The sequence below is a fragment of the Paracoccus halophilus genome (assembly GCF_000763905.1).
GTDB classification, from domain to species: Bacteria; Pseudomonadota; Alphaproteobacteria; order Rhodobacterales; family Rhodobacteraceae; genus Paracoccus; species Paracoccus halophilus.
The window spans coordinates 15655-36180 of the sequence record NZ_JRKN01000032.1; the positions used below are offsets into that span (position 1 = coordinate 15655).

General features: G+C 60.9%; 21 protein-coding genes and 1 pseudogene. 15 read left to right on the plus strand and 7 right to left on the minus strand.

Translation table 11 applies throughout. The annotated features are described in order from the left end of the window. Position 1 precedes the first annotated feature (1 nt). The 4 genes from IT41_RS16060 to IT41_RS21975 all read left to right on the plus strand — a co-directional run bounded on the left by IT41_RS16060 (position 2) and on the right by IT41_RS21975 (position 3581). Positions 2 to 1300, plus strand: coding sequence for a TRAP transporter large permease (locus IT41_RS16060; protein WP_036743294.1), 1299 nt, complete (start codon positions 2 to 4; stop codon positions 1298 to 1300). 65 nt (positions 1301 to 1365) lie between these two features. After that, the gene (gene kduI / locus IT41_RS16065) at positions 1366 to 2190 is read left to right on the plus strand and encodes a 5-dehydro-4-deoxy-D-glucuronate isomerase (protein ID WP_036743296.1); all 825 of its coding nucleotides are present in this window, start codon (positions 1366 to 1368) and stop codon (positions 2188 to 2190) included. After that, positions 2190 to 2933 (plus strand): 2-dehydro-3-deoxy-D-gluconate 5-dehydrogenase KduD, encoded by a 744-nt coding sequence (kduD, locus tag IT41_RS16070; protein ID WP_036743298.1) that lies wholly within the window; start codon positions 2190 to 2192, stop codon positions 2931 to 2933. The genes kduI and kduD overlap by 1 nt, the downstream gene beginning before the upstream one ends. Positions 2934 to 3377: 444 nt before the next feature. Further along, entirely contained in the window at positions 3378 to 3581 is a 204-nt protein-coding gene (locus IT41_RS21975) for a hypothetical protein (RefSeq protein WP_175496437.1), read from the plus strand. A 405-nt stretch (positions 3582 to 3986) separates the two neighbouring features. On the opposite strand, the gene IT41_RS20195 is transcribed toward IT41_RS21975, so the two are convergent. Beyond that, the gene (locus IT41_RS20195) at positions 3987 to 5585 is read right to left on the minus strand and encodes a S8 family peptidase (protein WP_074948176.1); all 1599 of its coding nucleotides are present in this window, start codon (positions 5583 to 5585) and stop codon (positions 3987 to 3989) included. A gap of 254 nt (positions 5586 to 5839) precedes the next feature. Between IT41_RS20195 and IT41_RS16085 the strand changes: the two genes are divergently transcribed. Then, positions 5840 to 6436, plus strand: coding sequence for a hypothetical protein (locus IT41_RS16085; protein WP_036743303.1), 597 nt, complete (start codon positions 5840 to 5842; stop codon positions 6434 to 6436). Between the two features lie 11 nt (positions 6437 to 6447). On the opposite strand, the gene IT41_RS16090 is transcribed toward IT41_RS16085, so the two are convergent. After that, positions 6448 to 7056, minus strand: coding sequence for a tyrosine-type recombinase/integrase (locus IT41_RS16090; RefSeq protein WP_052081694.1), 609 nt, complete (start codon positions 7054 to 7056; stop codon positions 6448 to 6450). After that, the gene (locus IT41_RS21700) at positions 6984 to 7277 is read right to left on the minus strand and encodes an Arm DNA-binding domain-containing protein (protein ID WP_074948174.1); all 294 of its coding nucleotides are present in this window, start codon (positions 7275 to 7277) and stop codon (positions 6984 to 6986) included. Before IT41_RS21700 ends, IT41_RS16090 begins: the two co-directional genes overlap by 73 nt. A gap of 162 nt (positions 7278 to 7439) precedes the next feature. On the opposite strand from IT41_RS21700, the gene IT41_RS16095 reads away from it, so the two are divergent. From IT41_RS16095 to IT41_RS16120, 6 genes are read left to right on the plus strand one after another with little or no spacing between them, the layout of a single operon-like run. Further along, positions 7440 to 7685 (plus strand): FitA-like ribbon-helix-helix domain-containing protein, encoded by a 246-nt coding sequence (locus IT41_RS16095; protein WP_036743304.1) that lies wholly within the window; start codon positions 7440 to 7442, stop codon positions 7683 to 7685. After that, entirely contained in the window at positions 7682 to 8101 is a 420-nt protein-coding gene (locus IT41_RS16100) for a type II toxin-antitoxin system VapC family toxin (protein ID WP_036743305.1), read from the plus strand. The genes IT41_RS16095 and IT41_RS16100 overlap by 4 nt, the downstream gene beginning before the upstream one ends. After that, positions 8102 to 10891 carry a class I SAM-dependent DNA methyltransferase gene (locus IT41_RS16105; protein WP_036743306.1) on the plus strand — a complete coding sequence of 930 codons (2790 nt, stop codon included), beginning with the start codon at positions 8102 to 8104 and terminating at the stop codon, positions 10889 to 10891. Then, entirely contained in the window at positions 10888 to 11982 is a 1095-nt protein-coding gene (locus IT41_RS16110; protein ID WP_036743307.1) for a phospholipase D-like domain-containing protein, read from the plus strand. Before IT41_RS16105 ends, IT41_RS16110 begins: the two co-directional genes overlap by 4 nt. After that, positions 11982 to 14048: a DEAD/DEAH box helicase gene (locus IT41_RS16115; protein WP_052081696.1), complete on the plus strand. Its 2067-nt coding sequence runs from the start codon at positions 11982 to 11984 to the stop codon at positions 14046 to 14048. Before IT41_RS16110 ends, IT41_RS16115 begins: the two co-directional genes overlap by 1 nt. Further along, positions 14041 to 15234: a GIY-YIG nuclease family protein gene (locus tag IT41_RS16120; protein ID WP_036743308.1), complete on the plus strand. Its 1194-nt coding sequence runs from the start codon at positions 14041 to 14043 to the stop codon at positions 15232 to 15234. The genes IT41_RS16115 and IT41_RS16120 overlap by 8 nt, the downstream gene beginning before the upstream one ends. A 176-nt stretch (positions 15235 to 15410) precedes the next feature. On the opposite strand, the gene IT41_RS20895 is transcribed toward IT41_RS16120, so the two are convergent. Next, on the minus strand, positions 15411 to 15677 hold the full coding sequence (locus IT41_RS20895; RefSeq protein WP_139221742.1) for a hypothetical protein: 267 nt from the start codon (positions 15675 to 15677) through the stop codon (positions 15411 to 15413). A 48-nt stretch (positions 15678 to 15725) separates the two neighbouring features. Continuing rightward, positions 15726 to 15980 (minus strand): annotated as a pseudogene (locus tag IT41_RS16125) (transposase domain-containing protein); the annotation flags it as partial. 82 nt (positions 15981 to 16062) lie between these two features. On the opposite strand from IT41_RS16125, the gene IT41_RS22080 reads away from it, so the two are divergent. Further along, positions 16063 to 16185, plus strand: coding sequence for a transposase (locus IT41_RS22080; RefSeq protein WP_139221741.1), 123 nt, complete (start codon positions 16063 to 16065; stop codon positions 16183 to 16185). A gap of 21 nt (positions 16186 to 16206) precedes the next feature. After that, on the plus strand, positions 16207 to 16329 hold the full coding sequence (locus IT41_RS22085; protein WP_414811560.1) for a hypothetical protein: 123 nt from the start codon (positions 16207 to 16209) through the stop codon (positions 16327 to 16329). 219 nt (positions 16330 to 16548) lie between these two features. Here IT41_RS22085 and IT41_RS16135 read toward each other — a convergent pair whose 3' ends face one another. Next, the gene (locus IT41_RS16135; RefSeq protein WP_036743309.1) at positions 16549 to 17358 is read right to left on the minus strand and encodes a sugar phosphate isomerase/epimerase family protein; all 810 of its coding nucleotides are present in this window, start codon (positions 17356 to 17358) and stop codon (positions 16549 to 16551) included. Positions 17359 to 17363: 5 nt separating this feature from the next. Further along, positions 17364 to 19043, minus strand: a complete 1680-nt coding sequence (locus IT41_RS16140; RefSeq protein ID WP_231564780.1) for an FAD-dependent oxidoreductase — start codon at positions 19041 to 19043, stop codon at positions 17364 to 17366. Positions 19044 to 19180: 137 nt separating this feature from the next. Between IT41_RS16140 and IT41_RS16145 the strand changes: the two genes are divergently transcribed. Both IT41_RS16145 and IT41_RS16150 read left to right on the plus strand, forming a co-directional pair. Continuing rightward, positions 19181 to 20122: a LysR family transcriptional regulator gene (locus IT41_RS16145; protein ID WP_036743311.1), complete on the plus strand. Its 942-nt coding sequence runs from the start codon at positions 19181 to 19183 to the stop codon at positions 20120 to 20122. Between the two features lie 114 nt (positions 20123 to 20236). Further along, entirely contained in the window at positions 20237 to 20446 is a 210-nt protein-coding gene (locus IT41_RS16150) for a hypothetical protein (RefSeq protein ID WP_036743312.1), read from the plus strand. Positions 20447 to 20526: the final 80 nt, after the last annotated feature.

Here is a 20526-nt window from a genome sequence, read left to right on the forward strand (position 1 = left end):
GATGGCCGGCACTGCAAGTCTGATCCTGATCTCGGTCTTTGGGGTGATGACCCTGATCGGCATCCCGCTGGCGCTGTCGATTACTGCTGCGGCCATTGCCGCCGTTCTGCTGGTGGTACCGCTGGATATGGCGCTGTTCACTTCGGCGCAGAAGATGATGACCAGCCTCGACAGCTTTTCGCTGCTGGCGGTGCCGTTCTTCATCCTGTCGGGGGTGATCATGAATTCGGGCGGCATCGCCGTGCGGCTGGTCGATTTCGCCAAGCTGATCGCTGGCCGCGTGCCCGGATCGCTGGCCCAGACCAATATCGCGGGCAATATGCTGTTCGGCTCGATCTCGGGGTCTGCCATCGCGGCCTCGACCTCGATCGGGGGGGTGATGGTGCCCATGCAAAAGCGCGAGGGATATGACCACGGCTTTGCGGCTGCGGTCAATATCGCCTCGGCCCCGACGGGGATGCTGATTCCGCCCTCGACCGCCTTCATCATCTATTCGCTGGTGGCGGGCGGGGCCTCTATCGGTGCCCTGTTCATGGGCGGCGCGGTCGCGGGCACGCTGTGGGGGCTGGGGATGATGGTCGTCACTGCCTTCGTCGCGCGCGGCCGCGCCTGGCCGGTGGCGGGCCGGGTTACCATGTCCGAGGCCATGGCCGTGATCTGGCGCGCTCTGCCCAGCCTGATGCTGATCGTATTCATCATCGGCGGCATTATGCTGGGGGTCGTGACTGCGGTCGAGGCTTCGGGCATCGCGGTCATCTACACCATGTTGCTGGCCTTTGTGATCCACCGTACCAAGCCGGTCCGCGAATTGCCCAGCTTCCTGATGGAGACAGTTCATATGACCGGCACCATCATGCTGCTGCTGGCGGCCTCGGCGGCGCTGAGCTTTGCGATGGCGTTCACCGGCATTCCGGCGGCTGTGACCTCGCTGATCCTCGCGATTTCGGAAAATCCGGTCATCGTCATGCTGATCATCAATATCGTCCTGCTGGTGGTCGGCTGCTTCATGGATATGGGTCCGGCGATCCTGATCTTCACGCCGATCCTGCTGCCGATTGCGCAGAAGGTCGGCTATGATCCGGTGCATTTCGGTGTGGTGATGATCTTTAACCTGGCCATCGGCACAATCACGCCGCCGGTCGGGACGGGGCTGTTCGTCGGTGCCGGCGTCGCCCGTGTAAAGGTCGAGACCTGCATCCGCGCGCTTGGCCCGTTTTATATCCTGCTGATCATAACGCTGCTGGTGGTCAGCTATTTCCCGGCGCTGACCATGTGGCTCCCGCGCTATTTCGGGCTGTGACCGTTGTCTGAACCCATCCGGCTGGGCTTCAGCGCCCAGCCCGCATCTCAGTATAAGGAGTTCCCATGCTTACCGTCGAAACCCGCCACGCCATCCACCCGGCCCATGCCGCGCAAATGGACACCGCCGCGCTGCGTGAGCACTTTCTGGGTCAGCGGCTGTTCGAGAGTGGCGAAATCCGGCTGATATATACCCATTACGATCGTTTTGTCCTTGGCGGCGCAGTGCCCGATGGCGGCAGCCTGACATTGGACAAGGTCGAGGAAACCAAGACACCGAACTTCCTCGACCGCCGTGAAATGGGCATCGTGAATATCGGCGAGGCAGGCACCGTTCAGGCCGGTGGCGAAACCTATCGGATGGCGCGCGGCGATGTGCTGTATCTGGGCATGGGAAGCGGGGCCGTCACCTTCGGCGGGCGGGGGCGGTTCTATATTACCTCTTGCCCGGCGCATCATGTCTATCCCTCACGGCTGATCACGCTGGCCGATTGTGTCGAGGTCAAGCTGGGCGCACCCGAAACCTCGAACAAGCGCACCATCAAGCAGTTCATCCATCCGCAGGTGATGGAAAGCTGCCAGTTGATCCTGGGCTATACCTCGCTTGAGGATGGCTCGGTCTGGAACACTATACCCAGCCATATCCATGATCGCCGGATGGAGGCCTATCTGTATTGGGGCATGGATGACGATGCCCGCGTGCTGCATCTGATGGGCGAGCCTCAGGAAACCCGCCATCTGTTCATCGGAAATGAAGAGGCCGCGATCTCACCCCCGTGGTCGGTGCATTCCGGAGCGGGGATCGGTGAATACACCTTCATCTGGGCCATGGCGGGCGACAATGTCGATTATACCGATATGGAGTTCATTCAGCCGAAGGATATGCGCTGATGTCCGGCCTGTTTTCGCTTGAGCGGCACCGCGCACTGGTCACCGGCGCGAATACCGGTATCGGGCAGGCCATCGCGGTCGCTTTGGCGGGTCAGGGCGCCCGCGTGACTTGTGCCGGGCGTCGGTCATGCGCAGAGACCCTGGCCGCCATCGCATCGGCGTGCGGGCAGGCCGACGAGATGCTGATCGACTTTGCCGATCCGTTGGCCGCGCGGGATATCTTCGCCGATGCGGGTTATAGCCTGCTGGTCAACAATGCCGGCATCATCCGGCGCGAGGACGCGGTCAGCCATTCCGAAGCCGATTGGGACGCGGTGATCGACACCAACCTGAAGGCGGTCTTTTTCACCTGTCAGGCCTTTGGCCGCGAATTGATCGCGCGGAAACAGGAAGGCGCTATCGTCAACATCGCCTCGCTTCTGTCCTTTCAGGGCGGCATCCGGGTGCCGGGCTATACGGCCAGCAAACACGGTATTGCGGGTATCACCAAGCTGCTGGCGAATGAATGGGCGCCTCATGGCATCACCGTGAACGCCATCGCGCCGGGCTATATCGCGACAAACAATACCGAAGCTCTGCGCGGCGACCCGGAACGTTCCCGCCAGATTCTGGAACGCATCCCCGCAGGCCGCTGGGGCAGGCCCGAGGATATCGGCGGAACGGCAGCCTATCTTTGCTCGCCCGCCGCGCGCTATGTCACTGGGACGGTGCTGAATGTGGACGGCGGCTGGCTGGCGCGGTGAGTTTGGTTGTTTTTCGATTTTCGGTACGCTCGGGCAAAATTGTTGGCTTTTGAACAAGATTGCGATCTGTGTGATTCGGTTATTGGAATGTCCGAGCAACCAGCGCCAAATTGGTACTCGACCTCATCTGAATCTGAAGCCGATTTTCTTCGATGCCCATAGCCACGGGTCTTGCAAAACCGGGCGGTGGGACGCCCGGCGGCTGGTCTTGTTGCTGCCTGCGAACCCAAAGGTGCGAACCCGGAATTTTTCTCTGGCGCTGACGGGCTTGCGCGCCTCTGCCTCCCGCATACCCGCGAATGAGATTCACGGGGTGAATCCTGTTCACGGGTCGAAGCCAGCTTGTCCACTGCCTCGGGCAGGATGCTGTATTCGACCGTATAGCAATGTTTGCAGTCCCGCTGACCGGCTTCGGAAATCAGCCCGTCGCGGATCAGCTCGACGATGGCCATCTGCACCGCGCGGCGCGATGAAGCGCAGGATTGCTTCGCGATCGTTGGCCCGGAAGGGCAGGGCGAAGGTTACAATGACAAGGATGATGGCGAGGGCGGCGGTCACGCCACCCAGCCTCATCGTGTCGACCTTCGCGTGCCGGTCTTGCGGCTTTCCTGTTCCAGCAGCCAGTCCTTCACGGCACCACGCCGGTAGAGCACCTTGCGGCCAACCCGGATGCAGGGTGGTTCGATCCGCCGCGCCTCCCAGTGCCACGATAGCTTTTCCCGTCATGATCCCGATCCTTCCGTGATTGCGGGATCAACGGGTGCATGACGGTGCACCGGAAAGCGCGGAATGGACCGGAGCGGGAACGGCGAAACAAGCGCCGGTCGGTGGTTCAAGGGGGCTTGTGGATCAAGAAGTGGAGGGACAAGAATGCCGTGGCCGCACCGGTGCATTCCTCGCGATCAAGTTATGGCGCCCCCCATTTTCTCTGCAGCCTTCCCGACGACTCACCGGACTTCGGGTCGAAAAGCCGGACCAACGCTAAGCGCCCTTGACAGTTCGGACGGGCGATCTTTCGACCGCGCATTTTGCCGCCTTGGGTGGTGTCGGCGTTCACTCTGCCAGATATGAGCGCAACAGTGGGCGATCCCTAAGCCATGGGGGAACTCCGATGATCGATCTGCCGCTGCCACGGATCTGTGCACGCCAGAGGATCTCAGGCGCATAGTCGGCCATCTCTTCCCCCAACTCTGCCTCAATCTCAGGTGCGCGGGCACGAAAAAGCATCCGAACGATGTCGATTGTTCGAACCGTACCCCACGGCGCAAGAGCTAGATCGATATCAGCACCGCGATCACCGGCATCCGTGCGCGCAACATTTCCGCCTGTTGTGACCGCTTGAAACATACGGTCAATGCGCAGGATCCCGGCTCCCATGCCATAATTTGGTGGCCAGTTTGTGGGGCGCTCGGCCGTTTGCTGAAGGATGCGGTTGAACAATTGCTGGCCAGTCATGCTATTTTTCTTCGCCAGATTCTTCAGGTCGTCGCGACTGCCGATTGCCGTCGACCACAGTATCGCCGCGCCAGATGTCATCGCAGTGGCCAACGTAGTGCCTTGTGCGGGTTTCACGGCATCGTCAGGGCTGCTCGCGGCAGGCTTAGTCGCACCCCAGACATTTTCCCCGGGGGCGGAGATGGTCGTTTCAGGCCCTCTTGAACTATTGGGCCATGCGCTTTTGTCTTGCCGCACGGCCCCCGCAGCGCTGCATAGATTTAATGGTGCATAGGCCGCCGGAAACACGGTCCAAGGCCAGCAGTTACCGGCGGCGCAGACAAGCAGTACCCCTTCGTCAACGGCCTGGCGCATTGCCTTTTCGGTGGCCGATATCCGGTACGGCGCACCCATGGCCATTGTGATGACTCGTGCATCGTGGCGGGTTGCATGGCTGATCGCGCGCGGGATTGTTCGTTGCGACAGATTCATGACCGACCGAAATGCGCGAATGGGAAGGATATCGGCCGCAGGGGCAACACCAGTTATTTTCCCAGGCGCTGTCATGTTGAAGCCAGAATCGATATCACCGCGGCTTGCCAGAACCGAACATACGAGTGTTCCATGACCCGCATTTTTGCCTATGCCCGTGTTGAACCGGTCGCGCGCATCCGTTCCGCCTTCCACCAGATTCAGCTGTCCATGTGTCAGGATCGTGCCGGATAACTCGTTATGGCTCGAATGGCCTGTGTCGATCACCGCGACAATTCCGCCCCGGCCTTTAGGAGCTTTTTGCGTGTTCCAACCGCCCTTGGTGCCGACCATCTGATGCGGCCATCCCGTTGGTGACAACGGCACCTCGGGCGTTGAGCACAGATTGGCCAGCAGCTCGGGCGCTACCCCTGCGCGTTGGAAATAGAGGCCGCCGATCAGCGCCGGGTTTATTTCATCGGCTTGCAGGACGGGCCGATACTCGCGCGCCAGCGCAAAGACGGCTTCTTCCTCACTCATTCGCAGCAGCCCGACCAGAGTAAGAAAGAAATGATGGTCGGATCGTGGGTCGAACACCGCTGTAACGGGCAGCCCTTCGCCGAGAACTTCGGTAACCAACGCCTGTACGGAGTCTTCGCTGCGGGGCTCCGCATAGACCAGTTCCAGCTCTGCCCAGTCGTCGGGCGTGTCCCGCGGACTATCATCACGGTCATCGTCGTCCTGCATCACTTACTCTCCGACCATACGGGGTGCTTCTGAATAAATGATACCACGAACAGCCTGTCGATTTCAGACGTTGGCAAATAACAGATTTTCTGGCGATGGATCGAGCCTGGGTGATTGCTTTCAAGTGGGCTCGGGGCTGAATTCCGACCGCATGTTCCCCACGTCACTTCTCAACCTCAGGATGCAACCGTGCCAAGTCCGTCGCGCTGATAGGAATACCCTTTCAGGCATGAAGACGAACGAGGAGATACACCATGTCTTTGCCGCCCTGCGCCCTTTACCCGCTGATCGAAGTTTCTGCTCGTTGGGGCGGTACGATTGCCGATATTGTGGAATGGGACTTTGCGGGGCATCTGGAGATTCTTGTTGCCATTCCGCCGACCCGTTTCGGTGGGGCGCTGCATTCCGGCCTGGTTGCCATCGCGCCCAGCGACGTGCTGCGGATGTGTCGCCGCTTCGGGGTGGCACATGACGAAATTCTGATCCTGCGGGTGCGTGGGTCAGGGGCGGAAAACTGGTCGGTCGCGCATCCACCGGAAGAGGGGCTGCTGATTGATCTGCATGATCTGACGATCACGGCGGACACGCTGGCAAAATTCGAGGATCGTCATAGAGGCTGCCGGCGAAGCAATGCGGGTCCGACCATGAAATACGATTGGGAGCATGCGTATCTGACGATGATCATCCGTATCCATGAACGCGGGCTGCCAGCAAGTCTGACTGAGCTCGTTGCTGAAATGCAGGAATGGTTCATTCAGACCAGCGCGGATGGCGACGCACCGGATGAAAGCACCATTCGCAAGCGGATCAGCCCGATCTGGCACCAGCTGCGCGCACCGGTTCCGGCATAGGGTCGTGCATTTCACAGGGCGGTGCGGACCTCGCCAACCCGAGCACCGGTCAGCATGCACATTCGGATAATAGCGGCAGCGCGCCGGTCTTCGGCCGCGGCCAGCGCATCCCCAAGCCGGGCGATCTCCTCCATGGAAAGAAATCTTTCACGCTCGACTTCCGTCTGACGGCGGAAGCCCAGCGCCGGGTTGTCCGTCCGGATCTTCCACGCGATGGCCAGATAGAATACTTTGCGCAGCATCTCGCCCGCGCGGTTGGCCCGGATCGGCGTGGGTTTCGGAGGCGCCGGCGGCTTGCTGCGCTTGGCTTTGGTCTTTTTCTTCGCCGGACGCGACCGGCCCTGCGCGATCAGGTTGAGCACGCGCTCGATATCGGCGGGTGCGATTTCGGTTACCCGCCGGTGCTTCCAGTGCGGTTCAATCAGCTTGCGCAGCATGGATTCCTGATCGGCGGCATTTCGTGGCGCCAGATGCGCGGCATGTTCGCGAAGATAGCGTTCGACCAGATCGGGAAAGCGCGATGCTTCGCGGCCATCCTCGCGTTCCGCTATGGGATTCTGCCCGCTGTCCACGTCGCGGGCAGCGCCTTGGCGCGGTCGCGGGCGGCGGCGACGCTCCATTCAGGCCAGCGACCGATGGTGAAACGGCGCTGGCGACCGGCAACCCGAGAATCGAACATGAAGGACCGGCTGCCCGAGAGGTAGATGCAGATCGACAGACCCAGCACCTCGGTGTCGAAGATCTGCCGTGGCCGGGGTCGGGTTTCTGCCGCCTGAACCAGCTTCTCGCTGAGTTTCTCTCTGTTCCGCGAGGATGAATCTCCCGTCTTTCCTGTCGACACTTGCGTAGAATCGCAGGCTTATCAACAGGATCATTCGCGGACCGGCGCAGGAAGGCGGGCAGTGGCGTCGGTCGGGACAAAGCGAGCGATTGGCCACGGATGGAGTTGATTGCAATGCAATCGCCACCTATTCTATTTCTTAGCGACAAACGGAGCAGGCATATGGCGAGCATTACGATTCGAAATCTCGATGATGGCATCAAGCGCCGTCTTCGCGTGCGCGCGGCCGAGCATGGGCGGTCGATGGAGGAGGAAGCCCGCGAAATCCTGCGTGAGGTGGTTGGTGATATGCGCCCGCCGCTGAACCTGGCCCACAGCCTGCGCGCGCGCGTGGCAAGGACAGGCGGCATCGATCTGGACATTCCCGCCCGTGACGCGATGCGCGAGCCGCCTGCTTTCGGCCAATGATCATCCTCGATACCAATGTCGTGTCGGAGCTTCTGCGTCCGGCACCGGAACAGCGCGTCGTTGACTGGCTCGGAAGCCTTGATGGCAGCGGCGTCTACCTGACCACGATCACCGAGGCCGAACTGCACCTGGGCGTCGCCATTCTGCCGGCTGGCAAGCGACGTGACGGGTTGGCAGAGATGATCGACCAGATCATCCGTGAGGATTTCGCCGAACGCATCCTGCCTTTCGACAGCCGCGCAGCGGTCGCCTTTGCCACCATCGCGGCCGACCGCCGTACCAAGGGGCGGCCGATCGCTCATGCCGATTGCCAGATCGCGGCGATCGCGCAGGCGAATGGCGCGAAGGTCGCGACCCGCAACACGCCCGATTTTGCCGATTGCGGCATCAAACTGATTAATCCTTGGAAGGCCTGAATGAACGCCGTTGAAATCGAACAGGCCGTCTCTGATCTTGCCGAACAGCCCTTTGACGCGGAAGAATTCCCTTTTGCCTTCCTCGAAGCCTTCGGGAACAAAGCTACGACGCTGAAACGCCTGCGCAGTGGTGCGTCGAACAAATCCGATCTCGGCGGTTTGCTGCAAACGAATAACATCCACATCAGGACCTGCGCCCCCGGCGCGGTCACAGAGACCCTGACCGCGCTGCGCGACAGCCCCGCCACCGCGCGGGCCAAGGCGAAATACATCCTCGCCACCGATGGCCAGACGCTGGAGGCGGAGGATCTGACCAGCGGCGACACCATCGCCTGCGACTATACCGATTTCCCGAACCATTTCGGCTTTTTCCTGACGCTTGCCGGCATCTCGACCGTGCGGGCGATCAAGGAAAACGCCTTTGACATCCGCGCCACCAGCCGCCTGAACCGGCTCTATGTCGAACTGCTGAAGGACAACCCCGACTGGGGCGCGGCGGAACGACGGCCGGACATGAACCACTTCATGGCGCGGCTGATCTTCTGCTTCTTTGCCGAGGATACCGATATCTTCAATGGCACCGGCCTGTTCACCGCCACCATCGACCAGATGAGCGACCGCACCAACACCCATGAGGTCATCGGCGAAATGTTCCGCGCCATGAACATCAGGCCTGCCGACCGCGCGGGCGCCAGCCTGCCACGTTGGGCCGATGTCTTTCCTTATGTGAATGGCGGGTTGTTTTCCGGCAGCCTTGACGTGCCGCGCTTTTCCCGGATCGCGCGGTCATACCTGCTGCATATCGGCAATCTGGACTGGACGCAGATCAACCCCGATATCTTCGGCTCGATGATCCAGGCGGTCGCGGATGACGAGGAACGTGGCGCGCTTGGCATGCACTACACCTCCGTGCCGAATATCCTGAAGGTGCTGAACCCGCTGTTTCTGGACGATCTGCGTGCGGCGCTGGAGGCGGCGGGCGACAATGCGCGCAAACTGCTGAACCTGCGCAACCGCATCGCGCGCATCCGGGTGTTCGACCCGGCCTGCGGGTCGGGCAATTTTCTGGTCATCGCCTATAAGCAGCTGCGCGAGATCGAGGCCGAAATCAACAAACGGCGTGGCGAGGCCGACCGCAAGACCGAGATCCCGCTGACCAATTTCCGCGGCATTGAGATCCGGCACTTTTCCGCCGAGATCGCCCGCCTGGCGCTGATCATCGCCGAGTATCAATGCGACGTGACCTATCGCGGCCAGAAAGAGGCGCTGGCGGCCTTTCTGCCGCTGGACGCGCAGAACTGGATCACCTGCGAAAATGCGCTGCGGCTGGACTGGCTGTCGGTCTGCCCGCCCACCGGCATGGAGGTGCGGCACCGCACTGACGACCTGTTCGCGCCCCCGCTGGATCAGGCGCAGATCGATTTCGAGAATGAGGGCGGCGAGACCTATATCTGTGGCAACCCTCCCTATCTTGGCAACAAGCTCCAATCAGATGAGCAGAAGGATGACCTTCGTACTGTCTTTGACGGTCGGGTAAAGGGGTGGAAATCGCTCGATTATGTTGCCGCTTGGCTAATGAAAGCCGCCGACTACGGCACACGCACTAAGGCCGTCTCTGCCTTTGTGACGACAAACTCGCTCTGTCAGGGCCAGCAGGTTCCCATTCTCTGGCCCGCTATTTTCGAGACCGGGCATGAGATCGAGTTTGCCTACACCTCATTCAAATGGGCCAACTTGGCCAGCTATAATGCGGGTGTAATCGTGATCGTGGTTGGCATATCCAACACGGGCGCCAGCCGTAAACGCCTCTACACGCTTGATACAGACGGTGCGGTGCTCGAAAAGGTTTGCTCCAACATCAACCCCTATTTGGTCGATGGACCAAACCTTGTCGTGGAAAGCAGGCGCGAGCCGCCTAGAGATTCCGCGCCCATGCTATTCGGCAATATGCCCCGTGACGGTGGGCATCTGATTGTTTCCCGCGAGCAGATGGTCGCGGAGGGCCAAACCGATCCCATCTTTCGGTATTATCTAAGGCCGTTCTTCGGGTCCGAAGATTTTATCCAAGGCAAGACGCGGTATTGCCTCTGGATAGAGAAGAACCAATACGAGGATGCCCTGAAATCGCCATTGATCGCTCGGCGATTGGAGGCAGTACGGCAGATGCGGCTTGAGAGCAAAGCTGGTTCGACCCGCGACTTTGCCAAGGTCCCGCATCGGTTTGTACAGATTCAGGGAACCGCAGGGCAATCCACCCTTATCGTTCCGCGCGTCAGTTCGGAACGCCGCCCCTATCTTCCCGTTGGCCTTTTGGATAGGAGCGCCGTTGTCGCCGATAGCGCCTTCGCACTCTATGACGCTCCGCTCTGGAACATGGCTGTAATCGCCTCGCGCCTACACTTGGTGTGGATCGCCGCAGTCTGCGGCAAGCTCAAGACCGACTATCGCTATTCCAACACGCTCGGGTGGAACACCTTCCCATCCCCGATACTGACCGAAAAGAACAAAGCCGACTTGAATGAGTCGGCCAGCCAAATCCTTATAGCAAGAGAGCATTACTACCCTGCCACGCTTGGAAATATGTATGACCCTGACCACTTCTATACAGACTATGCCGTGTTGCGCGAAGCGCATGATCGCAATGACGAGATCATGGAACGCATCTACATCGGCAGAAGGTTCAAAAACGATACTGAACGGCTAGAGAAGCTATTTGCCCTCTACGGTCAGGAGCAAAAAAGGGGACTTGTCGTAGCGAGTGCTCCTTCGGGTGCGAGGAGGCGCGGATGAGCGAAGTCGGCTTCATAGCCCAGCCTGCTGGGCAAACGACCTTGGATGCTATAGAGGCAATCGCCAAAGGCAGCGACTTGACCAAGCTCGACATAGCGGCGGCCTATGTCACTTCCAGCGGCACCTACGACTTACTCAAACGCATTGACGCGACGCTTGGTGCTGATTGGGCAAGTGTCGAAAAGCGGTGGATTACCTCTTTCGATTACTGCCGCACTCAACCAATTGCGCTGGAAAGTCTGTTGTCACTCCCCGCGTCGTCTGTGCGCGTTTACGACGCGTCATTCTGTCTCGCCAACTGCGGAATGCCAAAGGTGCCTTTCCACCCCAAAGCATTCCTGTTCCGGGGCAAAGAGATGGATTTTGCCCTCGCAGGTTCAGGCAACCTGTCACGGTCTGGATTATCCAAAGGCGTCGAGGTGGGACTCACCCTTGCCGTCAACAGAAAGAATCCAGTCGAGCCAACTTCCGCCGCATCCATCAAGGGATTGCGCAGTTGGTATAAAAAGGTTTGGGACGACGCGACCCCCTTGGATGCGGCCTTACTCAAACGATACGTCAAACTATTTGAGAGCGTGCCGAATCTCTCCCATCCGGCCACCACGGAAGACGACCTTGCCAGTGGTGAAACTTCCACGGGTGCGCTCACCAACAAGGACCTACAGAAGCTAAGGGTATGTTCCCATTTTTGGATCGAGGCGGGGAACATCACAAAGAACCGAGGCCCGAACTTGCCCGGAAACCAGCTTATGATGAAACGCCTCTCCCGTGTGTTCTTTGGATATGACCCGATAGCTGTTCCTGAGAACACCACCATAGGAAGTGTAGACACATCCTATAGTGGCGGCCCTGTTGCTTCCTATACACTCTCATACAGCGACAATAAGATGGATAAACTCAATCTACCGATGCCCGGCACTGTCGGCCCGGGAGCATATGACAATAAATTTTTGCTATTCCAGGAGGTCGCCCCTCATTTATTCAGGCTCACAATTGGCACCAAATCTCAAAAAGCGACGTGGGTGAGAAATAGTAAAGCCATCGACGGCCACTTCAAAATGTCGAGTGGCCGCGAATGGGGAGTATTCTAATGAACATCTCAGAATCCACTAATCAGGCCAATTACAGAGTCCCCTCGGTCTCAGTCAACTACGCCACCAATGGCAGTTCGACCCGATCCAACGAACTCGGCATGCGCCCGATGCAGGAACGCGCCTATGAGAAGCGGGGCGAGCAGTATCTGCTGATCAAGTCGCCCCCGGCCTCGGGCAAGTCGCGGGCGCTGATGTTCGTGGCGCTGGACAAGCTGCACAATCAGGGCCTGCGCAAGGCGATCATCGTGGTGCCGGAAAAGTCGATCGGCTCCAGCTTTGCCGACGAGCCGCTGTCGGAATTCGGCTTCTGGGCCGACTGGGTGGTGACGCCGAAATGGAACCTGTGCAATGCGCCGGGCGAGGATGGCGGCAAGGTCAGCTCGGTTCAGGCGTTTCTGGACAGCGATGAGCGGGTGCTGGTCTGCACCCATGCGACGTTCCGTTTCGCCGTCGACCGCTTCGGGATCGAGGCATTCGACGATTGCCTGATCGCGGTGGACGAATTCCACCATGTCAGCGCCAATCCCGATAACAAGCTGGGCGCGCATCTGGGTGCCTTCATCGCGCGCGACAAGGTGCATATCGTCGCCATGACAGGGTCCTATTTCCGGGGCGATGCCGAGGCCGTTCTGATGCCTGAGGACGAGGCGAAGTTCGAGACCGTCACCTATACCTATTACGAACAGCTGAACGGCTATCGCTGGCTGAAGAAGCTGGATATCGGCTATTACTTCTACAGCGGCCCCTATGCCGACGATATCGTCAAGGTGCTGGACCCGAACGAGAAGACAATCGTCCATATTCCGTCGGTGAATTCGCGCGAAAGCACCAAGGACAAGATCAAGGAAGTCGAACATATCATCGAGGCTCTCGGCGAATGGCAGGGCACCGATCCGGCGACCGGATTTCAGATCGTCAGGACATCCGATGGGCGCGATCTGCGCATCGCCGACCTGGTCGATGATGATCCCGCCAAGCGTGATCGCGTCTCCGCCGCGCTGAAAGACCCGGCGCAGAAGATGAACCGCGATCACGTCGATATCATCATCGCGCTCGGCATGGCGAAGGAAGGCTTTGACTGGATCTGGTGCGAACACGCCCTGACGGTCGGCTACCGCTCGAGCCTGACCGAGATCGTGCAGATCATCGGCCGTGCCACCCGCGACGCCGAGGGCAAGGCCCGCGCGCGCTTCACCAACCTGATCGCCGAGCCGGATGCGTCGGAAGAGGCCGTGCGCGAAGCCGTCAACGACACGCTGAAGGCCATCGCTGCCAGCCTGCTGATGGAGCAGGTCCTGACGCCGCGCTTCAACTTCACGCCGAAGGCCACGGCCACTGGACCGGTCGAGGGCTTCGATTACGGCGAGGGCGGCTATGATTCGGCGAAGTGCAATATCGGCTTCAACGAGGCGCAGGGGCAGTTCCAGATCGAGATCAACGGGCTTGCGCAGCCGCGCAGCAAAGAGGCCGAGCGGATCGTCAGTCAGGACCTGAACGAGGTGATCACGGCTTTCGTGCAGGACAAGACCGCCATCGAACGGGGCATGTTCGATGAGGAGGTCGTCCCCGAGGAACTGACGCAGGTCCGGCTGGGCAAGATCATCAGGGACAAATACCCGACGCTGGATGCCGAGGATCAGGAGGCGGTCCGTCAGCACGCCATCGCCGCGCTGAACCTGACCCAGCAGGCCAAGGCGGCGATCGTCGAAGGAAGCGAGGCCAGCGGCAACACTGCCTTCGTCGACGGTGTACGCCGCTTTGCGATGAGCGTGACCGAACTGGATATCGACCTGATCGACCGCATCAACCCCTTTGCAGAGGCTTATGCCATCCTGTCCAAGACGATGGATGAGAATAGCCTGAAGCAGGTTGCGGCGGTGATCAACGCCCGCAAGGTGCAGCTGACGCCGGAAGAAGCCCGCGATCTTGCCAGACGGGCGCTGAAGTTCAAGCAGGAACGGGGACGTTTACCAGAAGTCACCTCGGCCGATCCTTGGGAACGGCGTATGGCGGAAGGTGTGGCGTTCCTCGCCCGGATGAAGCAAGAGCAACAGAATGGCTAAGACATTCACCGACGAAGATGATGCCCTGCTGGCGGAACTGGGCGTTGATCTGGAACCCAAGCGGTCAGGAGTCCGCACGGCGCGCGAGGAACGCATCATTGCCGGCTTCGAGGAAGTGCAGCGCTTCGTCGACGAGAAGGGCCATCTGCCCCGCCACAGCGATGAAGGCGATATCTTCGAACGGCTTTACGCGGTTCGGCTTAATCGGCTGCGCGAACAGGTTGACTGCCGTGAACTATGCGCGCCCTTGGATCGGCAGGGGCTGCTGGATGGCTCCGCCAGGCAGACAGCCGTCCCGGATAACGAGTTGGACGATGATGCGCTTCTTGCTGAACTCGGTATCGAGGTCGATACGCCTGCCATCACCGAATTGCGGCATGTGCGATCAAGCGCGCAGCGCAAGGCGGCCGAAGAGGTCGCAAATCGCAATGCCTGCACAGATTTTGACCAGTTCAAGCCGCTCTTTGAACAGGTGCAGCGTGAATTGGACACCGGCCTGCGTGAGACACGCCCGTTCGAACTGAAGGCCGAGATCGAGAAAGGCCGGTTTTTCATCGTAGGTGGGCAGAAGGCCTATGTCGCAGAAAAGGGTGAGCAAACTCTAACGGATCAGGGCCGCACCGACGCCCGTTTGCGGGTGATCTTCGATAATGGCACTGAGAGCAACATGCTGATGCGTTCGCTGCAACGGGCACTGAACAAGGACGAGGCTGGAAGGCGTATCACCGATCCTGCTGCTGGTCCGCTGTTTGCCGGTGAGCTTGAAGAGAACGATCAGGCCAGTGGCACCATCTATGTCCTGCGCAGCCAATCTGATCATCCGATGGTCGCTGCCAACCGGGAGCTTGTTCACAAGATCGGCGTGACCAACAATGACGTCAAGCAGCGCATCAAAGGCGCGCATCTCCAGACGACCTTTCTGATGGCGGATGTAGAACTGGTCGCGACGTACAAGCTCTACAATATTTCGCGGTCAAAGCTGGAAGCTCTGATCCATCGGATCTTCGGATCGGTGCGGCTGGACATTCAGATTCAGGACCGTTTCGGTCGTCCCGTAGTACCCGAGGAATGGTTCATGGTGCCCTTCTTCGTCATCGACGAGGCTGTCGAGAGGATCAAAGACGGCACAATCACCAACTATATCTACGACCCGAAATCCGCCCGGCTGGTTGATAGGGGAGCGTGATGACCCGAAATTTTGACCCAACGCCTACTCAACAGGTGAACGCCCTTTGAGTGCCCTCGAAACGCGGTGAATGCAGACTGATGGTGCCAGATGCCGGGACTATCACCAAACACATCAAAGGGTTGCGAGATAAGTCATTGATTTCGTTATATCGGGGATCTGCCGGGCATATAGCCTCATAACCTGAAGATCGCAGGTTCAAACCCCTCCAACCAGGATTTTCGTTCTATTACAATGACTTGCTCCCCGCTGTCCAGCAGGGCCGTCTTGCATCCGTAATCCACATCAACAAAACGACCCTCGGTGAGTGCGTGAAAAGATTCGGCGTGGTAGTTCTTGGCAGTTGAATGAAAACAGTCGGCGATTCGCCGGGGGCGCGGATGGCCAAGAAAATCCTGTTCCAAGGCGTTACGCCTGAAACACATCTTGCGGCGGTTCGGCATGTACTGGCCCTGCCTGCACCCCGAGAGAGTAACCGTCCGGTCTGACCGCTACCGGTTCGATTTCCACGGCAGCAGATCATCGACCTTGTTGATCTTGTAATCCGGGATGGGGGCGATGGTGTCGGCGAGCCATGCGTGCGGATCGACGGCGTTCAGCTTTGCGGTTTCGATCAGGGTATAGGCGATGGCTGCGGCCTTGCCGCCGGCCTCAGAGCCAACGAAGAGGTAATTCTTCCTGCCGAGTGCAATGGCGCGCATGCCGCGCTAGGCCAAGTTGTTGTCCAACTCCAGCATACCGTTGTCGATGACCTGCTTCCAAGAATTTGGACCGTTTGAAGTGAGAAAGTTCTCGTAATGTCCCTGTCAGGCAAAGCGAGGAAGAGTGATGAAGACGTCCAGGTTCAGCGAGCAGCAGATCGCATTCATTCTGAAGCAGGCCGATGACGGAGTGAGCGTTGAGGAGGTTTGTCGAAAGGCCGGAGTTTCGCAGCAGACCTGTTACCGATGACGCAAGCAATACGGTGGTTTGATGCCATCGGAGGTCAAGCGTCTGAAAATGCTGGAAGATGAGAACAGCCGCCTGAAGGGTATGGCTGCGGATCTGTCATTGGACAAGGCCATGCTGCAGGATGTTCTGACAAAAAAGCTGTAGCGCCGGCGAAGGCTCGGCAGTTGGTGGATCATGTGCAGGGCGTGTTCCAGGTCTCGATCAGGCGGGGCTGGGCGGTAACCGGACTGCAGAAATCGTCGTCGAATTTCATTGCCCAACGATGTCGATTGGCTCTGCCGGCGGGTGATGACTTCTGTGTCGATTTGCAGCCTGCATCAGGATAAAAACGCAACTGTAACGCTAGGCCGCCGGGGGCTGGCGTCAGGCCAGCCGGTCCAGCAGTTGGCGGGTGGCCTTGATGGCACGGGCGGCGGCGGCCCCTGGTCCCTGCGCGCGGGTCAGCGCGGTCATCGGAATTTCCAGTGCTACCGGCATATCCGGGGGCAGGGCGCGCAGGATCGGCGCCAGCGCGATCTGGCCTTCGCCGGGGGGCAGGCGCTCGACCCGGCCGGCAAAGAACAGATCTTCGGTGGTATAGGACGGCTGCACGGGCGCGTCGCACAGATGCAGAAAGGGCATGCGGGGCAGGGCGGCGGCCAGATCCGCGATCCGGCTGCCCGAGCGGTCGAAATGCAGCGTATCGACCAGCAGGCCCAGATCGGGCGCGCCGCTGGCCGCGATGACGTCCAGCGCCGTGCGCAGATCGGGCACGGGCGTCCAGGGAAAGAACTCAAGCACGGCTTGCAGGCCATGGGAGCGGCAGGCCTCGGCCATGCGGGCAAGGCTGGCCGACAGGCGCGACAGGTCGGGATCATAGGGCGCGCAGATCACCTGTTGCGCGCCCAGCTCGGCCCCGGCGGCCAGAAAACCGGCCAGCGGCGCGGGGTCGAAATCGGGGTTGATGCGGACAAATTCGATATCCTGCACCCGCAGCCCGGTTTGCGTCAGCGCGGCGCGGGTCGCGCGCATCATCGCGGGATCGTCCATCAGCGGATAGCCGGGCGTGTCCGGCGTCACCCGCATCAGGCGAAGTCCCACGGCATCATAGCCCAGATCGGCGGCCAGCCGGATCATCTCGGGCGGGGCCAGGTCGATGGTGGTCAGATGCGCCAGCGAAATCGGTCGGCTCATGCCTGTCAGTCCTTGTTCAGCAGCCCGGCCGCGTCCAGCGCGGCGATATGGCCGAATGTCATGGCCGGGCCCAGATTGATGCCCCCGGCCGGGTAATGCCCGCCCATCACGCTGGCCATGTCGGCGCCGGCCGCATAAAGGCCGGGAATCGGCGCGCTCTGGGCGTCCAGCACCCGCGCCCGCCCGTCGCTGGCCAGCCCGGCAAAGGTGCCGAAACTGCCCGGGATCACCCGCACGGCATAGAACGGCCCGCGCGCGATGGGCGCAACGCAGGGGTTGGGCGTGACGTCGGGGTCGCCCTGAAGCCGCATATAGGGGGTGGTGCCGCGATGAAATTCCGGATCCTCGCCCCGCACGGCATGGCGGTTCCATTCGGCCAGTGTCCGCTCGAGCCCGTCCGGGTCGATGCCGCAGGCCTGCGCCAGATCGCGGGGCGTCTTGCCGGTCATGATGTATCCGCGCTTGATCCAGCCGTGCTCGGGCAGGGGGGCGGGGCGGGATACGCCCAGCCCATAGCGGCGCTGAAAGGCGCGGGTGCAGATCAGCCAGCTTTCGGGAACCTGACCCCCCGGCGTCGCGGCCAGCAGGGCGGTGACGTAGTCATGATAACCCAGCCCTTCGTTGCAGAAGCGCCGGCCGTTTCGCAGGACGCCGATAATGCCGGGTTTGCCGCGTTCGATGATATGGGGAAAGGTGCCGGTGCGGCCATCGGGCCAGGGCACTTGCGAGACCGGGCACCAGGCGCCGGGGCTGGCAAGGCTGCGGTCCTGGACGGCGCCAACCGCCTCGGCCAGGCGCATCCCGTCGCCGGTGGCGCCCGGCACCGCCAGCGTGGCATGGGTCGCGGGGGCGGGAAATTGCTGCGCGCGCCGTTCCATGTCCTGCGACCAGCCGCCGGTCGCCAGCAGCGTGCCGCGCGCGGCATGCACCGTGACCGGCCCGTCCGGGCCATCCAGAACGGCGCCGCAGATGCGGCCGCCGCGGCGGATCAGCTCGCGCGCGGGGCTTTCGGTCAGGAATGTCACGCCGGCATCGGCGCTGCGTTTCATCAGCCGCGCGACCAGCGCATTGCCGTTGCGCAACTGCATGCCGCGCCCATGGCGCAGCAGATCCCACAGATGCCAGCCAAAGCGCCGCGTTACATGCGCAAAGGCGCGGGCCGAGCGCAGCATGGTCAGAAAGGCGCGCAGGTCCGGCCCCGCCTGGATGGTCATCCCCATGAAGCTGGTTTCGCGCAGCGGCGGGCGCAGCAGCCCGATCAGCGCCCCCATGTCGCGCCCGTCATAAGGCGCCGCGATGACCGAGCGCCCGCCCATGCCCGCGCCCGGCTGATGGCTGTAGGTGTCGGGGATGTGGTTGCCGCCCTGAAACGCGATGCCGGCGGCCTCCATGAATTCGACCATGCGCGGGGCATGGGTCAGAAAGGCATCGACCTTGGCGGCGTCGAAATTGTTGCCCAGCACCGATTGCAGGTATTGGCGGGGGGCCTGCGGGTCCTCGGCGATGCCGGCGCGGCGGGCGACGGGGTTTCCGGGCGACCAGATCCAGCCGCCCGACCAGGCGGTGGTGCCGCCCAGAACCGCATCCTTTTCCGCCAGCACCACGCGCAGCCCCGAGCGCGCCCCGGTCAGCGCCGCCGACAGCCCCGCCGCGCCCGAGCCGATCACCAGAAGATCGCAGTCCATTCGCATCGTCCGTTCCCCTTTGCGCCGGCCGGTCGAATGAACGCCGGGCCGGGGCGGATTACAATGGCCAATCGCGGCACCGGCAACCTGGGAAAATCTGCGCTGGTCAGATGCGCGCGCTCTGCTAGCATCGGGGCATGAAGGAACTGACCCTGCGCCAGATCGAGGTGATCCGTGCCGTGATGATCGCGGGCACGATTCAGGGCGCGGCCGAATTGCTGGGCGTTTCGGCCCCCGGCATCAGCCGGCTGGTCAAGCACATGGAATCGGGGCTGGGACTGCGCCTGTTCGAACGCAAGGCCGGCGTCTTTGTCCCCGCCCATGAGGCGCGCGCCATATTTGAGATGATCAATCAGGTGCATCGCCAGATCGAGAACCTGAACGGTGCCGTGACCTCGCTGCGCAAGGGCGAAGAGGTGGTGCTGGCCTTTGCCTCGGCGCCCTCGATCGCGCAATTCATCGCGGCGCGCGCGATCCGCGCGATCCGCCAGCGCTTTCCCGACCTGATGATCGACCTGAACATCCTCAAGATCGAAGAGACGCTGGACTATCTGCTGCTGGAACATGGCGAGGTCGTGTTCATGAGCTCGGCCGTCGACAACCCGGCCGTCGAGAACATGGCCCTGGCCGCCGGCCGCATCGTCGCCATCGTCCCCGAGGGCCATCCGCTTGCCGCGCAGGCCGATGTCTCAGTCCATGAGCTGATCCGCTATCCGTTCATCGGCATCGATCCGCAGGACCCCTACGGGGCGATTCTGGCGCGCAGCTTTACCGATCACGGGCTGAACCCGCGCCACACCATGCGCGGCCGATTCGCCCAGACAATGGTCAGTCTGGTGCGCCATGGGCTGGGTGTGGCGGTGATCGACGAGTTTTCCGTGGCCGAGGTCTATATGCCCGGTCTGGTCCGCCTGCCGCTGCGCGAAAAGGCCAGCATCACGGCCTTTGCGGTGATGAAAAAAGGCAGACAAATCTCAAGCTTCGCGGAATTCGCCATCGAACGGTTCCGGCGCGAACTGGCCGCCGCCGCGGCACGCGAAAGCTGGGACAGCGACCGGCTGCTGCAGGGAACGAATTAACATCATGTTAATAATAAATAAGAAACAATATTTGCCGTTAAGCCAATCTTGGGCAATCCTGAAAAGCAGAGGCCCAGGAGGAACCGGGCCACGAACATGAAGGGGAGGAAGTTTATGCTGAAATCCGTATTTGGCGCGGCCATTGCGCTGGGTCTGGCATCCATGCCGGCACTGGCCGAATATCCTGAAAAGGACATTCAGGGCATCATCCAGTGGGGTGCGGGCGGCTCGACCGATACGGTCGCGCGCTCGGTCACGCCGCATGCCGAAGAGGTTCTGAGATATGCTCGAAAGTTGGTGACGCTTGATCAGGCGGCAGCTTGAATGTGGCGGACGCCGTCGCGGAACTCAACCCCGCTGATGACCTCCGGCAGGCGGTTCCGACCGTCGAGCCTCCGCCATTT

What these genes read in the sequence shown, in the direction of transcription:
- IT41_RS16100 (WP_036743305.1), top strand. Translation starts at nt 7,682, where the DNA reads ATGATCATCCTCGATACCAATGTCGTGTCGGAGCTTCTGCGTCCGGCA.
- IT41_RS16090 (WP_052081694.1), bottom strand. Translation starts at nt 7,056, where the DNA reads ATGGAGCGTCGCCGCCGCCCGCGACCGCGCCAAGGCGCTGCCCGCGAC.
- IT41_RS16150 (WP_036743312.1), top strand. Translation starts at nt 20,237, where the DNA reads ATGCTGAAATCCGTATTTGGCGCGGCCATTGCGCTGGGTCTGGCATCC.
- IT41_RS16115 (WP_052081696.1), top strand. Translation starts at nt 11,982, where the DNA reads ATGAACATCTCAGAATCCACTAATCAGGCCAATTACAGAGTCCCCTCG.
- IT41_RS21975 (WP_175496437.1), top strand. Translation starts at nt 3,378, where the DNA reads ATGGCCATCTGCACCGCGCGGCGCGATGAAGCGCAGGATTGCTTCGCG.
- IT41_RS16120 (WP_036743308.1), top strand. Translation starts at nt 14,041, where the DNA reads ATGGCTAAGACATTCACCGACGAAGATGATGCCCTGCTGGCGGAACTG.
- IT41_RS16135 (WP_036743309.1), bottom strand. Translation starts at nt 17,358, where the DNA reads ATGAGCCGACCGATTTCGCTGGCGCATCTGACCACCATCGACCTGGCC.
- IT41_RS16085 (WP_036743303.1), top strand. Translation starts at nt 5,840, where the DNA reads ATGTCTTTGCCGCCCTGCGCCCTTTACCCGCTGATCGAAGTTTCTGCT.
- IT41_RS16105 (WP_036743306.1), top strand. Translation starts at nt 8,102, where the DNA reads ATGAACGCCGTTGAAATCGAACAGGCCGTCTCTGATCTTGCCGAACAG.
- IT41_RS20895 (WP_139221742.1), bottom strand. Translation starts at nt 15,677, where the DNA reads ATGCCGAACCGCCGCAAGATGTGTTTCAGGCGTAACGCCTTGGAACAG.
- IT41_RS22085 (WP_414811560.1), top strand. Translation starts at nt 16,207, where the DNA reads ATGCCATCGGAGGTCAAGCGTCTGAAAATGCTGGAAGATGAGAACAGC.
- IT41_RS16110 (WP_036743307.1), top strand. Translation starts at nt 10,888, where the DNA reads ATGAGCGAAGTCGGCTTCATAGCCCAGCCTGCTGGGCAAACGACCTTG.
- IT41_RS16145 (WP_036743311.1), top strand. Translation starts at nt 19,181, where the DNA reads ATGAAGGAACTGACCCTGCGCCAGATCGAGGTGATCCGTGCCGTGATG.
- IT41_RS20195 (WP_074948176.1), bottom strand. Translation starts at nt 5,585, where the DNA reads ATGCAGGACGACGATGACCGTGATGATAGTCCGCGGGACACGCCCGAC.
- IT41_RS16095 (WP_036743304.1), top strand. Translation starts at nt 7,440, where the DNA reads ATGGCGAGCATTACGATTCGAAATCTCGATGATGGCATCAAGCGCCGT.
- IT41_RS16060 (WP_036743294.1), top strand. Translation starts at nt 2, where the DNA reads ATGGCCGGCACTGCAAGTCTGATCCTGATCTCGGTCTTTGGGGTGATG.
- kduI (WP_036743296.1), top strand. Translation starts at nt 1,366, where the DNA reads ATGCTTACCGTCGAAACCCGCCACGCCATCCACCCGGCCCATGCCGCG.
- IT41_RS22080 (WP_139221741.1), top strand. Translation starts at nt 16,063, where the DNA reads ATGAAGACGTCCAGGTTCAGCGAGCAGCAGATCGCATTCATTCTGAAG.
- IT41_RS16140 (WP_231564780.1), bottom strand. Translation starts at nt 19,043, where the DNA reads ATGGACTGCGATCTTCTGGTGATCGGCTCGGGCGCGGCGGGGCTGTCG.
- kduD (WP_036743298.1), top strand. Translation starts at nt 2,190, where the DNA reads ATGTCCGGCCTGTTTTCGCTTGAGCGGCACCGCGCACTGGTCACCGGC.